This window comes from Formosa sp. A9 (assembly GCF_051200825.1).
Lineage (GTDB): Bacteria > Bacteroidota > Bacteroidia > Flavobacteriales > Flavobacteriaceae > Formosa.
Window position 1 is genome coordinate 2,574,145 of sequence record NZ_CP195158.1, and the last position, 14,711, is coordinate 2,588,855.

Below are 14,711 nucleotides of genomic sequence, written 5' to 3' on the forward strand. Positions count from 1 at the left end.
CCTAAGTTAATAAAAAATCGTATATCTCTGACATCCAATCGAGTAATTATGTAAAAAAAACACTACATTTAAAATAAGATTTCCTAAACTTAGATTAGCCTGTCATGATAAAAATTACCGTAAAAACCACTATCAATACGAGTATTGAAAAAGCTTGGGAATTTTGGGCCAAACCAGAACATATTATACATTGGAATTTTGCAAGTTCAGACTGGTGTTGCCCCAAAGCCGACAATAATTTAAAAGCAGGAGGGCATTTTAATTGGAGAATGGAATCTAAAGACGGCACGATGGGATTCGATTTTGAAGGCACATACAATACTATAGTACCCCACAAACACATTTTATACACCCTACAAGATAACAGACAAGTCGCTATTACCTTTACAACACAGAACGACCACACCGTTACCATAAGCGAAACCTTCGATCCAGAAACCATCAATTCAGCAGAATTACAGCAGGCAGGATGGCTGGCCATACTAAATCAATTTAAAACATACGCCGAGTCGCATTAAAACCATAACACAGCTCCTTCACTTCTAATTTTAGCCAGCAAATGCTTACCTTTGTGGCCTAAATGGCTAAATACCATAACAGCCATAACCTTACTCTATTTTAAAAAACAAACCCTTATTATTAAGTTTTCATGTTTAAATTACATTCGCTTAAACTCACTTGCATCATAGTATTAACGTGCTTTAGTCTTTTTAGTCAAAATGCACCAGAAACCTTCAATAACCCCATACTACCAGGCTACCATCCAGACCCTTCCATTTGTCGGGTAGGAGACGATTATTATTTGGTAAATTCCACTTTTGTGTGGTTTCCTGGTCTGCCTATTTATCATAGTAAAGACTTAGTGAATTGGGAACTTATTGGCCATGCCATAGACCGTCCCGACCAAATGAATTTTGACGGATTACCAGACATGTTAGGCCTGTTTGCGCCAACCATAAGATATCACGAGGGTTTATTTTATATTATCAATACCTGCGTGGGCTGCGGCATGAATTTTTATATCACCGCTACCAATCCTGCAGGCCCATGGTCCGACCCCAATTGGCTTCCCGAAGCCGACGGAATTGACCCTTCCCTAATGTGGGACGACGACGGAAAATGCTACTATACCGGAGTTGTAGGCACCGAAAAGCCCGAGTGGGAAGACCAAGGGGTTATTTACAATCAGGAACTGGATTTACAGCAAAAAAAATTGGTAGGCGAACGCCATAACGCCACTTTTGGTCATGCCAACAATGCTTCTTATTCGGAAGGGCCGCATTTGTATAACATTAATGGCAAATATCTTTTAATGATTTCGGAAGGCGGTACAGGCATTTACCACGCCCTCACCGTACATCACAGCGATTCTGTATTTGGCCCATACACCACAGACTATATTAACCCCGTACTTACACACCGGCATTTAGGGCAAGACTATCCTGTACACGCCATTGGCCATGGCGACTTGGTACAGACCCAAAATGGAGACTGGTGGGCAGTAATGCTAGGCAAACGCCGACTTGATGGCTTGACCACACTTGCCAGAGAAACCTTTTTGGCCAAAGTAGATTTTGACGGACAAACTCCTGTGTTTAATAAAGGTGAAGGCAAAGTACTCATGACGCAAACGCGCCCAAACCTACCGTGGACGCCTTTTAAAAAGCAACCTGCTAAAGATGAATTTGAAGGCGATAAATTAAATAAAAAATGGTACACCATTCGCACACCTAAAGACTCATTTTATACTGTTAACAAGGAAGCGCTTCACCTAAATTTACGAGCGGAAATTATGGACAGCCTTGTTAATTCTTCGCTATTGGTACAACGCATCGAACACCATAAGTTTGAAGCCAGTACAAAAATGTCTTTTAAGACTTCTAAAGACAACGAACAGGCAGGACTAACCGTATACCGTACCAACGAAAACCACTTCAACCTGTTAAAAGACAAAAATTCGTTGGTATTAATAAAAGCCTTCAAGGGAGAGCAAACCGAAATAGCCCGTATTCCTTATAAAGACAAAGAGGTCTATTTTCATGTAGAAGGCAACGATTTAGACATTCAGTTTAGTTATGGCGAAAGTATGGACACTTTAAAACCTATTGGAGACAAACAACACCTAATTGTAATTGCAGACCTTCAAGGCAACGCCATGTTCAACGGCCCAGGTATAGGCCTTTACGCCACCAGCAACGGCAAAACCTCTAAAAATAAAGCAGTATACGACTGGTTTTATTACGAAGGAAAACCACTGAATTAACATCACATTATCAACCTATGCCTTGCGGTATAGGTTGATGTATTAGATTTCTTCTATTACAGATTCACCTTTAGAAAAATCTCCAGAAGTCCACTCCCATGCTTCATGCAGTCGAATTTTACCATTAGCTAAAACTTCTGGTTTGGAAAAGCAAACACCCGTCATTAATACACCTTTGTCATTTACTTGATGATAGCACATATCTATATTTCCATAATCATCAACTAAGCCTAAAAGATGCCCCCTTTTAATTTTACCACCGCTATAATCTGCCGTTACAATATTTTCGTTTTGTTTATACTCGAAAATAGTGTCTTCTGAAGTTTCGCCGTTTTCGGAATTTAGTACAGGTTTAAATTTCCTGTTATTGTAATTTATTTTCAAAACTATTTAATCTAGGATATTTACAACAATCTATTATTTTTTAAGACTTAAAGCCGCACCAATGGCAATACCTAAACCTAACCACAATCCAAGATTACCCGTTGCGACACCTACAGCAGTGCCAATAGCCACTCCTAGCCCAATTCCTATACCTATTTTTTTGTTTTTCATAGTTCTTTTTAGATTACGACTTCATTGATTTGAAAGATTATTTGTATACCGATTGCTGTAAAAATACTCTTTTTAAATGAACCACTATAGACTGGAAGTCCATCGGCTTGAAAACAGACTGAAAGTCCAATTATTTGTATTTGTTTTAGCCACAAATCCACGAATATTTCTATAGAAACTATGTCAAATTTTCGTGTATTCGTGGCGCAAAAATATTTATAGAAACTGAAAGTCTTGCACTAAAAGTGCATAGTTTCAACAAACGACTGAGACCAATGAACCTACAGGCTCGAATTTATGATGTGAGTTTACATGAAATAAAATTAAATACCAAAAACTACCACATTCTGTACGTATTCTGTATTAATCCAAAAATGCTTTCCCCTGTTATCGCTTCTATTTAGTATCTGTATTGAATCCCCTATTTAGTTGTTCCGATGGGTTTGGCTCTTCTTTTTAAGAATCTTAAAGATTCTCTTATTAATAATTTCCGACAAATTCCAATAGAGTAGCTTAGGGTCGGTGGTACTGTAAAAGGAGACTACAACCGTATCTATTTCCTCATAATAGTGAGCAAAACTTTGGTAACCTGGCACCCAACCCGAATGCTCATATTTATAGATGGAATCATAAATTTCCGTTTCCCCGGGGTTAAATAGAGAACCATCATTCAAAGTTCTTAAAAACACCCCTACATCTGCTGCAGTAGCGAGCATACCGTAATCATTCCCTTTTAAATCATGTGGGTAACCTACATGGTATCCGCTCATGACATCAGTTGAATCTACCTGTTTTAGAGAACCAAAGGTCCTGTTTAGGTTTAAAGGTTCTAAAATCTCTTTTTTTACAAACTCAAAGTTATCATAACCCAAAACGTCATCCATAATCTTATTGATCAACAAGTAATTCGTATTGCAATACTCATACTTTTTACCTGGTTTAAAGTTTGCTGGTTTCCCTTCAATCAATGCTAAACTTTCTTCAAAAGTGGTTGTTGGATGTGCCCAAAAGTCTGGCGTATCCGTAAAATTAGGAATACCACTGCGGTGTTGAATCATCAATCGTAGCGTGATGGTTTCGGCATGTTCTATGGCACCAACAAGCTCTGGCAGGTATTCTGCCAATGTTTTATCTAAAGACAACCGACCTTGAGCTACCAATTTCGTCACTGCAACAGCGTCATATAATTTACTGATGCTGGCAATTTTAAACAAAGCATCCGGATCAGTTGGCACTTGTTGATCTCTGTTCTTAAAACCTCCTGTATAGGTGACAGGCTGCTTTCCTGCTTCGTCAACATAGACGATCATACCTTCAAATCCATGATTAATAGACTGACTTATTTGCTCGTCGATGGTTTTAGGCAACGGAAGGATCCACGCTTTTACTAAAATCCATGGCACAAAAAATAAAGAGGCTAAAGAACCCACGATTAATAATACTCTTAACATATTTCTGATGTTGTTGTTTGACATGTTTTGGGTTGTATTTAGAACGACCTGTTACGTTGATTGATTGTTAATGTATTTGGACTTACCTGCCGGTTGTCCATATGGGGTTGACAAACCTTAGCTCTTTGCCTGGAATTGAAATCTGGCGATAAGCATCACTGTTTAAAAAAGCACAATGAAAGTTACACCTTTCTAACTTATTCTAACCACAGATCAATTTCTTTAATCACCTCTTCGCCCGTATCCCCTAAATAACCATACGCTTCCACAATCCAATCGAATTGGTAGGATGCCAAATTAATAACATTCCTAAAGGCTGGTAGCGACGTATAGGCATCAATGGCTTTATAATAATCTGCCATAGGGGTTGCCAACTTCTTGAGCGAATCTTGAGGAATCAATGCATAAGCCAAAAACAAGGTTCTATCATGTTGTGTAGAAAGGTAGTTTTCCTGACTATTTAAATACTCATTATAGCTTTTTTCATTCTGTGCAATTTCACCAACCAAGCGATGATATCGTGTCAACAAAGAATCTAATCTCGTGTTGTTGATCTTACCATAATGATTTGAGTTTTTAAGAGCCTCATAACCATCTGAATTAGAGATAAAATAATAGTCAAAAAATGCCGTAGAGCTACCTAGAATCAGAAAAACATGCTCCTTTTCCTTGTGATTTAAAATCGCTGTTCTCGCTTTTTTACATAGGTTACCAACCGAAGACCTAAACCCCTCTAAAGAATCGAGAACAATTCTATCTTCTTGGGTATGTGATTTAATTTTAACCAAATATTCTCTCAATTCTTCATTTTCTTTCTTCGATCGTGCAAAACCATTTATTTGTACTGCAATTAAAATACCTAGTACCACTAAAAATATTTCGCCAGCGGCATATTGTAAATAGCTTTTAAATCTTTTATCTCTTAATTGCTCCCTCCTTTTAGCTCTAAATATTTTCATAGTTGATTGATTTGATTGTTCTTAAAAAAAGTCAGTCTGCATGAACCACAATATGCTCTTCAGAATTCCTTTCTAACTTGGCTGGTTTTAACTTTAATCCGAATAACGGACGCAACCAAAAAACTCTTCGAATAATAAATTCATAGATCAAATAACACCCTGCAAAGGTTACCACGGTTATTAACACAAAAGAAAGGATAGCGGGGAAATGAAATGGCAAGATAAATTTAGCTGCCAGATACATCACAATCATATGAATGATATACACGGGGTAGGCCGCTGTACTTAAATACGACAACAACTTACTTGGTTTATTTAAATATTGATGGCAGAATCCGAAGATGCTAAAAATCCAGCTATTCATTTCAATGACCGTTATGTATGGTAATCCTTCAGCTGCAGGCATCTGACTCCTTATTGTGTACAATATAACGGCCAATACAAGGTAGGCCCATTTCCATTGCGCAATGGTTTTCCAAAATACGTTACCAGAATTCATAAATAAGAATCCCAGCAAAAAGGCAATGAATCCCAACACAAAACCATGTAAGGTTTCTGCATACATTGAGAATGGATTGGGCTGCAACCACAATGCTTCAGCAACAAAAAGAAGGTTTACAGACAATAAACCGAATGGGTTTTTAATCAGCTTATTGAAAACTGCCGCGAATCTTGACACCTTGTTGTTTTTCACAACATAAAACACAGGCAGACAAATAAGCACATACACAAATATGTTTCCTAAAAACCATAGGTGTCCCATGTGGGGATAATAACTTAACCCTATGTTGTAATAATCCTGAAAAACAAACATGTGCAGTGGCGTAATGGCCACAAACCCGAATAGAAAGGGCACTAATATTCTCCTTGCTCGCTCTTTTAGTAATGCCAAACTGGTTCTCTTTCGCATTGCAAAATACACGCCCATTCCTGACACATAAAATAGAATGGGAATACGCCAAACGTTCAACATGGTCATGGGTTGCCATAATGCTGTTAACAATTCATCACTTCTAATAAAAGCAATAAACATGGCCCAAGGTTGAAATATGATAGCTATATGATAGATTAATAATAAGGCGATAGCAATGACTCTTAACCAATCTATGTCGTGACGTCTTTCGGTTTTCATAATCTAGAATTTTGGTTGAAATATTTATAGTGTTTCTTTTGCACAAAGAGAATATCTTATGCCCTAATTCTTTTATTGATGATTTTTCAAGAATGTATAGACATCCTATTTATTGAAGCATCATTGCTACCACCGGTCTTGCTTTTTCAACTTCAGCAAGATCTAAGGTGAATCCCATTGGTTTTAATTGCATGATAAGCATTTCATAAACAGGTTTCATTTGTGCAAAATCTGCTAAAACCGTTTCTCTTGGTGTTGCCCCAAAATTGTTTTTTAAGGATTTGTCTGCACCTGCTTCCAATAGTGTTTTCACTATTTCTACTCTTCCAAAAAATGCTGCGGTATGTAGCGCAGTCGACCCATCGTTGTTTTGAATGGATAGATCTGCTCCTGCCTTGACTAAAACTTCAACCATTTTAGGTCTGTTAAAAGTAACTGCCGTTATTAAAGGAGAAGAACCACTCATGGCTTCAATTTTATTGATGTCTTCTTTGGCGTTAGCATGCTGTTTTAACACTTCTAGGTTATTCGTAATGATCGCCTCATGAATGTCTTGATTTGGTTTAACCACTTCAGATACTTCTAGGTTTGCGTGGTTTGATGTTGATTCTTTTTGTTTGGCACAGGACATGATTGTAAGCGCCGCTGTAATAAATAATGCAATTAATTTTGACTGAATTTTGATTGAATTTCTCATGGTTTTAAATTTTGAATGTTATGATTTCGTTTTGATGATACAAAGATGGCAACAAGGGCGATGCAGACGTAAACACTTATGAATCAAACTCTATGACGTTTTAAGCAGGTCTATAAATTATGACGCATCACTATAACTTATGACGCAAAATCTGCTGAAAGCCAAAAAATAACCCAATTTAAAGGCTATCGTTTATTTTTAATTATATTCGTTGGATAGATTCAAAAAATGACACCAAATAACCCGAACAATTCTTTTTTATCTGAAGCTAAATCTTTGGTTTTAGATCAGATTTCCAATGAACAATTTGGGGTTTCAGAATTAGCAGAAGCGATGCATATGAGTCGATCTAATCTGCTCAGAAAAATTAAAAAGCTTACCGGTTTGTCAGCGAGTCAGTACATTCGGGAAATTCGATTGCAAAAAGCAGCCGAATTACTTTTAGAAACCGACATGACCGCTTCTGAAATTTCTTTTGAAGTCGGTTTTAGCAACACTTCTTATTTCACCAAATGTTATCGGGAATACTTTGGTTATCCTCCGGGAGAAACAAAAAAACAGGCGACTGCCGCCAGTGAAACCAAGGTAATTCCTGAAGTACCTATTGAATCCAGTAACAAGCTTAGAATTTATTTTGCTCTAGCTATAGCCTTACTAATTATAGTTATTGCGTTTTTTAGAAATGATTTATTTTCAAAACCTCCTGAAATTGAATTAGAAAAATCAGTGGCTTTTCTTCCTTTTAAAAACTTAAGCCAAGACCCAAATAATCTCTATTTCATTAATGGCATTATGGAAGCTTCGTTAACTAATCTTCAAAAAATTGAAGATTTAAGAGTTATTAGTAGAACTTCTACCGAAAAATATAGAAACCAGTCTGCAACTGTAGCCCAAATTGGCAAAGAATTGAACGTTAGTTATTTGGTTGAGGGCAGTGGTCAGAAAATTGACAATTCAGTATTGCTTAATATTCAGCTTATAGATGTGGCAAATGACCAACCTATTTGGTCTGAGCAATATCAATTTGAACTCAAAGATGTATTTACGCTACAAAATACAGTAGCAAAAAAAATTGCCTTATCAATTCAGGCAAATATTACCCCCGCAGAATTAGAAATCATTGATAAAAAACCGACGAACAATGTAGTTGCCTATGATTATTATTTAAAAGGATTAGAGGCGCAACAACAAAAAACTGGTGAAAGTTTAGTACAGGCTGTTGATTACTTTGAAAAGGCAATTGAGGAAGATAACACCTATGCCGATGCCTATGCCCAAATTGCTATTTCATATTTTTTTCTTGAAATGAATAAACCAGAAAAGGAGTTTTTAGGTAGGCTTAATGAATGTGCAGACAAGGCTTTACTCTATGATTCTACATCTGAGCTATCATTAATTGCTAAAGCAGTTTATTATATTGGTATTCGAGAGTTTCGTTTAGCTATACCTCATTTAGAAAAGGCCCTGGAGTATAATCCGAATGCCTCTATAGCTGTTTTAATTTTATCAGACCTATATGCTCGTGCCGTACCAAATACGTCTAAATATCTTTCCTATGCCTTAAAAGGAATGCAATTAGAAGTCAATGCAAACGATTCTATAGCACAAAGCTATGTTTATCTTCATTTAAGTAATTCTTTGGTGCAAACAGGTTTTGCCAAAGAAGCGGTTCAATATATTAATCGTTCATTAGAATTTAACCCTAAAAACGAACATGCACCTTATCTAAAAGCGTTCATTGAATACGCCAATGATAAAAATATGGATAAGTTGATTTCTAGCTTAGAAACTGAATGGCAAAAAGACACCACTCGTTTAGACCTCACTCAAGAGTTAGGTAAGCTCTATTACTTTCAAGAGAATTATGACCAATCCTATTTTTATTATAGTCGATACAAAGAATTACAACTTAATCAAATTGATTTGTATCCTCAAGAAAATTTGAAGATTGGAATGGTATTCAACCACATGGGAGATTCAAAAAAAGCGGCGTCATATTTTGAAGCCTATGACACTTATTGTAAAACTGATACATCTATTTATCAACCTGCAAGTTTGGCTATGCAACTCATTTATCAAGGAAAATATGATGAAGCTATTGTTAAATTAAAGAGGTTTAGCCAAGAATCTAACTTTCAATATTGGATGGTCTTGTTTTTAGAAGAAGATCCGTTACTGAAAAAACTGAAATCACATCCTGAGTATGAGGCTACTATTTCTAAGATAAAACAACAGTTTTGGAACCAGCACCATGAGTTGAGAATTACATTAGAAAAAAACAATTTGATCTAATTAGAGACTGCATAATTTTTATTGGACAAACTTTTGGTACAGTTACAAATTATCAAAACAGATTACCAAAAAACCAAAACACTGGAACTTTAGAGTTATTTTGAAAAACCGATTTTTAGACTGCTTATTTTTAGAAACTTAAGCGCGTAACATACTTTTATCTATGAACACAGAAGGGTGTTGCAAAAAACTAAAAATGATATCGTAAGCTATCAAAATTGAAGAATCCATTCAGAAAGTTGGTTTAAAAAATTAGAGACAAACCTCTTTCTTAACATTGCATATTCTTCCCTACTACCTGATATTGCCTCTTGTATGTAATGATTTGCATTATCAAAGATTTTAAAACCATATTTTGTTCCCGATTTAAGAAGCGCATTTTACATTCTGTCTTTATTCTATTTTCATGGATAACTTTTATAATTTTAACTCTATTATCAGTTAGGTTTTCTACCCACTTATCTCCCCTTAACAGCTTACAAAAAAAAATCAAAATAAGCACTATCAATCTAATAAACTGATATTTGGATACAACAAGCAGAGATATAGATACATTAAACAGTAACTAAACATAGACCTTTGCTTCATAAAATTTTAATTAATAATTCTGAAAAGACCATTCAGCCCATAATACCCTTTTAAATAACAGAACTATTTTTTATGATTAATAGCAAGTTATTAGCTGGTTCTTGTAATGCTAACTTTGCTAAATCGCTACCATGTTGAGGCGGTAAAAATTCATGATAAGGCACCATAGCATATTCCATGTTTGACTGCCCCGAAGCCAGCCAAACTTCTCCTATTAAAATATTATCGTATTTTATAGTTTTCGTCTCGCCTGTAATAACTAACGTTTGCGGCTCTTGGGTTGCTAACATGGGGTGAAGCAACAATTGCCAATTTCCATTTTTGTCTGCACGGCCTTTTATGGTTTGTTTCCCAAACGTAATTTTTATTCGTTCATTAGGACTTGCCGTTCCCCAAATAGGTACTGCTTTTTGTTGTTGTAGCACCATATTTGAAGAAATAACAGAAGCTGTTGAAAGTTGAGCTTTCACTGATTCAGCTCCCAACAATAATACAACACATATAATTACTCGTAAAATGCCCTTGAATTTGAAATAGCCTATCATCATTATTGAGTTTTCAAGGTTACTTTATCCGATTTTAATCCATTAACACTAGCCTTTAAAGTTACTTTACCAGCTTCTTGGTTCGCTCTGAGAATAGCCAATGCAAAGCCATTGTGTAACTTTCGTTTGTTGGTATTAAACAATTCGTTACTGTAATGGTCACCATTATCTACCGCTAACAACGTTGCAGCTCCCGATACTTCAAAAGTAACTTCGCCTGTTACATTAGGCACTTTTCTTCCTTTTTTATCTACGGCATACACTTTTACATATTGCAAATCCATGCTATTGGCTTGCCACGCTCCATAATCTTCAATCTCAAATTGTAATGCAACTGCTTTTCCTGTGGTTTCTAGGCTATGGCGAGTTATTTCTTTTCCATTTGTACGTGCAATGGCTACAATTTCTCCTGCTTGGTAAGGCACAGCTTTCCAAGTAATAATATTTCTATTTGCTTTATCTGACGGATTTTTTTGTACTCCAATAGATTCACCGTTAACCAACAATTCTACTTCTTCTGCATTGGTGTACGTAAAAACATTGTAGTTTTTTCCTGCCTCTCTATTCCAATGTGATGAGGTTACTTTTTTACCAACGGCTATATCATTCCATATTTCTTGCTCTCCTTCACCTTCTTCTAAAACCGCTATTTGCACCACTGGTTGTTCTGAAAAAGCACTTTTAATTAAATAGGCTTCTGGCAACGGATTTAAGGTATGATCGAAAAACGAATAATTCCATCCTTTTTTTGGCCATCCGTTAGATTCTCCCCAATATTCAATACTTCCCCAGTAAGCGAGCCCTACCATTTTTTCGTAATTCATATCGTAATAAGGCACCAACAATTGATTTGAAGTCGCTTCACTTTGATACACAATCATATCTGGTTCGTGATTTAAGTATTGCTCGTAATTATGACTTTGATAATTAAAACTGGTAATTTCTGTTACCGAAGCTAATTCGGGAGGTACTATATTTTCTTCGTCATCAAAACCTTTATCGCGTCGTTTTAATGCATTTGCTCTTGAAGGATACAAACCAACAGTAGATTTTCGGGTTGGATCGTAACGTTTTGCCAGAACATCCAAAATTTTATATGAGGTTACGCCCCAATCGCTTGTAGGATACCCAGCTAAATCTTCTCGCATTTGAAATTCATTTCCAAAACTCCATAAAATTACCGAAGGGTGATTTCTATCGCGTTTGATCCATTCAGTCATGTGATGGTACCATGAATCCGTCCATGGTTTACGACCAATCCAATAATCTTTATTACTCCACTTATCGTACAATTCATCTACAATTAAAAATCCTTTTTCATCGGCTAAATCGTAAAATGCTTCGGAATACGGATTGTGAGCTGCACGAATGTGATTGAATCCAAATTGTTTTAACACATCAAACTGGCGAGCCATTGAAGTTTCAAAAGCAGCGGCTCCCACAGCTCCTAAATCGTGATGTAAATTGGTCCCTTTTAAAAACAGTTTCTTGCCATTTAATTTAAATCCAAAGTCTGGAGAAAATTCTAAAGTTCTAATTCCAAAACGATCGCTTACCTTATCTAACACCTTTCCGTCTAAAATTAAACTTACTTCGGCCGTATATAAATTTGGAGTTTCGCAAGACCATAATTGTGGGTTATTCACCTTTATTTCTGGCAATTGATTTTCTTGTGTATGCTTACGTGTCTTTTTAAAAGCTAACATTTCTGAACTCCCTACTTTTTCTCCTTGAGGATTAAAAATATCTGCTTTAATCATTACATCCTCATATCCATGAAACCCTTGTACCTCAACCTGTACCCCTACTTTCGCATGATTCCCAGTAATTTCAGGAGTAGTTACAAACATACCATGACGAGCGACACTAATTTTATTCCGAACCAATAAGTGCACATCTCTATACAATCCTGCTCCCGTGTACCAACGCGATCCAGTAGTATTACAATCGGCTCTAACAGCCACTACATTATCACCTTCATAATTTAAAAGTTCTGAGATATTTACCTCAAAACCTAAATAACCATAATCGGCTTCTCCAACTTTTTTTCCGTTTACCCAAACATCCCCATGAATGGCAATGCCATCAAAATCCAATAAAACTTGCTTGTTTTTCCAATCTGGATTTGCTTTAAATGTTTTACAATACCATCCCACTGTATTTTGTTTGAATGCTCGACTGGCTTTAGCACTTTCATCCCAAGGCATGTTTATTTGCATATCGTGTGGAATGTTTAATTGTTGCCAATTGGTATCATCAAAATCAGAATTTGAGAACGACTCATTATCGTCTTGAATAAACTTCCAATCGAAATTAAATAAGATATCTTCTCTTGGGTTTTGAGCAAAAATGAACGTATTATACAATACTATAACACATAAAATGAATAAATTCCGCATGGTAGTTGATTATAGATTCTTGAACTTAACTTAAAATCGGAAAGATAAATTTAGAATTACAAATCAACATCCTGTTCTGTCCTGAGAATAAATAAGAATATGATTTTCTAAATAAAATCACTTTACATTCAACCAATACCGCGTTCCTTTTAAGGCACCAGTCTTTGTTAATATTCCTTTATCTAACAAATCCTTTAAATCACGGGTTGCTGTAGAAGCGGATGTTTTTGCAATACGGGTATAATTTTCAGCACTCAAACCTCCAATAAACCCTTGAGGTCCTGCCGCAAATAATCGGTTGACAACTTTGAGCTGACGTTCATTCATCTGGTTGGCATAGCGATCGAAAAACTTAGCTTTTTCAATTATAAAGTCTATCAATTTCAGAGTGTCCTGCTGTGCCTCTAATATTGTTTCTCCAAAATAAACCAACCAATCTGTAATATCACAGGTTTTGTTATTCTGTTCTAATACATCGTAATACAATTTCTTGTTTGCCTCAATAGTCTTAGATAAAGAAATTAAAGCAGGCTCGCCAACACTTAAAGAGATGGACTTTTCTGCCAAAGCACGACCTATACGTCCGTTACCATCTTCAAATGGATGGATACTTACAAAATACAAATGTGCTATCCCTGCTTTTACAAGTGGTAAAACTTCATTGTTATTTGGATTGTGAACGGCATTAAACCAGCTTACAAATTGCTCCATTTCTTCTTGCATTTCATTGGAGGGCGGAGCTTCAAAATGCACCGTTGGTTTATCAAGTCTCCCAGAAACCACCTGCATCGGATCTTCATGGGTACGATAGCGACCTATATCCACTAAATCCCTTCGTCCATTGGTTAACATCTTATGCCAATCGAACAATTGCTGATGTGTAAGCGCTGTATTGTAATTTTTATAGAGATCAACCATCATTTCTGAAATACCAAATTCGGCTGGAGGCACTTTGCGTTTATCCACACGCAATCCCAGATTTCTTTTGATAGATGATTGAATACTGTCGCGATCCAAATACTCCCCTTCGATTTCAGAAGTTTTAAGGGCTTCGCTGGATAAGATCTCAATTATAAATTGCTCGCGCTCATCATCACCAACATGTTTAAATGCCCCTAAAACTGTTCCTATATTTTTAGAAAACTGAAATTCTAAGGCTTTTAATCTGTCCTCTTTATAGGTAAAATTAGGCCATTCTTTCTTCTGCCAATTCCAAATTTTGCGCATCATGAGCTATATTTTACAATTTTATAGCTCAAATATAATCATTTTTTGAGCTATAAGAAGTTGCTAATTGGCTCAAAAAAACTTTAATGTGAAATTTTATCTCACATACAAATACACAACCTGCCCTGTTTCCATATCATAAAACGGTTTTCTGCCATCAGCTAAGGCTTTCATATTTTTCACCAAATGATATCTTCCTGTAATCTTAGATGCTAAAACATCTAAATCTCCTTTTGTGGCATGCTTTTGTTTTTCTGGGGTAAAGACGGCCTTTAAACCATCTACAGCAGCTGTTCCCAATGCTGAATTTATCACACCAGGAGCACTTACAGCTTCCACCTTTTGCTTAGGCTGGGGCATCATATCGGGCACCTTGACATCTTCTCGAACTGGTACAATACTCGGCTTTATTTTTCTGGAATGATAGGCTTTTGAACGGCAGGTATTACTGCAATATTTTTGTGCACGACGGCGTTTTGGCTTAAATTGTTCAAAGCAATACTTACAGGTGTAAAATTCGTTTTCCATAAATTAAACGTAAAATTAACGCACGTTTGACGTTTATTTTTGATTTTTCGAGAATTCACTATTCTTCTTGGTTAC

At 36.2% G+C, this 14,711-nt stretch carries 13 protein-coding genes; 3 read left to right on the forward strand and 10 right to left on the reverse strand.

The features are described 5' to 3' along the window. Positions 1-104 precede the first annotated feature (104 nt). Both ACR9EA_RS11370 and ACR9EA_RS11375 read left to right on the forward strand, forming a co-directional pair. Positions 105-518 carry an SRPBCC domain-containing protein gene (locus ACR9EA_RS11370; protein WP_435133004.1) on the forward strand — a complete coding sequence of 138 codons (414 nt, stop codon included), beginning with the start codon at positions 105-107 and terminating at the stop codon, positions 516-518. Between the two features lie 131 nt (positions 519-649). Beyond that, positions 650-2,263 carry a glycoside hydrolase family 43 protein gene (locus ACR9EA_RS11375; protein WP_435133007.1) on the forward strand — a complete coding sequence of 538 codons (1,614 nt, stop codon included), beginning with the start codon at positions 650-652 and terminating at the stop codon, positions 2,261-2,263. A 42-nt stretch (positions 2,264-2,305) separates the two neighbouring features. On the opposite strand, the gene ACR9EA_RS11380 is transcribed toward ACR9EA_RS11375, so the two are convergent. From ACR9EA_RS11380 to ACR9EA_RS11405, 6 genes are all read right to left on the reverse strand, one after another. Then, on the reverse strand, positions 2,306-2,647 hold the full coding sequence (locus ACR9EA_RS11380) for a n-acetylglutamate synthase (RefSeq protein WP_435133009.1): 342 nt from the start codon (positions 2,645-2,647) through the stop codon (positions 2,306-2,308). A 33-nt stretch (positions 2,648-2,680) separates the two neighbouring features. Next, complete coding sequence (locus ACR9EA_RS11385; protein WP_435133012.1) at positions 2,681-2,818, reverse strand: hypothetical protein; 138 nt, start codon at positions 2,816-2,818, stop codon at positions 2,681-2,683. A 425-nt stretch (positions 2,819-3,243) separates the two neighbouring features. Continuing rightward, entirely contained in the window at positions 3,244-4,293 is a 1,050-nt protein-coding gene (locus ACR9EA_RS11390) for a serine hydrolase domain-containing protein (RefSeq protein WP_435133014.1), read from the reverse strand. A gap of 173 nt (positions 4,294-4,466) precedes the next feature. Beyond that, the gene (locus ACR9EA_RS11395; protein WP_435133016.1) at positions 4,467-5,228 is read right to left on the reverse strand and encodes a DUF6090 family protein; all 762 of its coding nucleotides are present in this window, start codon (positions 5,226-5,228) and stop codon (positions 4,467-4,469) included. Between the two features lie 31 nt (positions 5,229-5,259). Then, a complete protein-coding gene (locus tag ACR9EA_RS11400) occupies positions 5,260-6,360 on the reverse strand; it encodes an acyltransferase family protein (protein WP_435133019.1) in 1,101 nt (366 codons plus the stop codon). 109 nt (positions 6,361-6,469) lie between these two features. Beyond that, positions 6,470-7,057, reverse strand: coding sequence for an ankyrin repeat domain-containing protein (locus tag ACR9EA_RS11405; protein WP_435133022.1), 588 nt, complete (start codon positions 7,055-7,057; stop codon positions 6,470-6,472). A gap of 228 nt (positions 7,058-7,285) precedes the next feature. Between ACR9EA_RS11405 and ACR9EA_RS11410 the strand changes: the two genes are divergently transcribed. Next, the gene (locus ACR9EA_RS11410) at positions 7,286-9,349 is read left to right on the forward strand and encodes a helix-turn-helix domain-containing protein (RefSeq protein ID WP_435133025.1); all 2,064 of its coding nucleotides are present in this window, start codon (positions 7,286-7,288) and stop codon (positions 9,347-9,349) included. Between the two features lie 638 nt (positions 9,350-9,987). Here the strand turns inward: ACR9EA_RS11410 and ACR9EA_RS11415 are convergent. From ACR9EA_RS11415 to ACR9EA_RS11430, 4 genes are all read right to left on the reverse strand, one after another. Continuing rightward, positions 9,988-10,407: a hypothetical protein gene (locus ACR9EA_RS11415; RefSeq protein WP_435133029.1), complete on the reverse strand. Its 420-nt coding sequence runs from the start codon at positions 10,405-10,407 to the stop codon at positions 9,988-9,990. 77 nt (positions 10,408-10,484) lie between these two features. Next, positions 10,485-12,881 carry a glycoside hydrolase family 2 TIM barrel-domain containing protein gene (locus ACR9EA_RS11420; RefSeq protein WP_435133032.1) on the reverse strand — a complete coding sequence of 799 codons (2,397 nt, stop codon included), beginning with the start codon at positions 12,879-12,881 and terminating at the stop codon, positions 10,485-10,487. A 117-nt stretch (positions 12,882-12,998) separates the two neighbouring features. After that, positions 12,999-14,111 carry a Fic family protein gene (locus ACR9EA_RS11425; RefSeq protein WP_435133034.1) on the reverse strand — a complete coding sequence of 371 codons (1,113 nt, stop codon included), beginning with the start codon at positions 14,109-14,111 and terminating at the stop codon, positions 12,999-13,001. 93 nt (positions 14,112-14,204) lie between these two features. Then, positions 14,205-14,636, reverse strand: coding sequence for a hypothetical protein (locus ACR9EA_RS11430; RefSeq protein ID WP_435133036.1), 432 nt, complete (start codon positions 14,634-14,636; stop codon positions 14,205-14,207). Positions 14,637-14,711 lie beyond the last annotated feature (75 nt).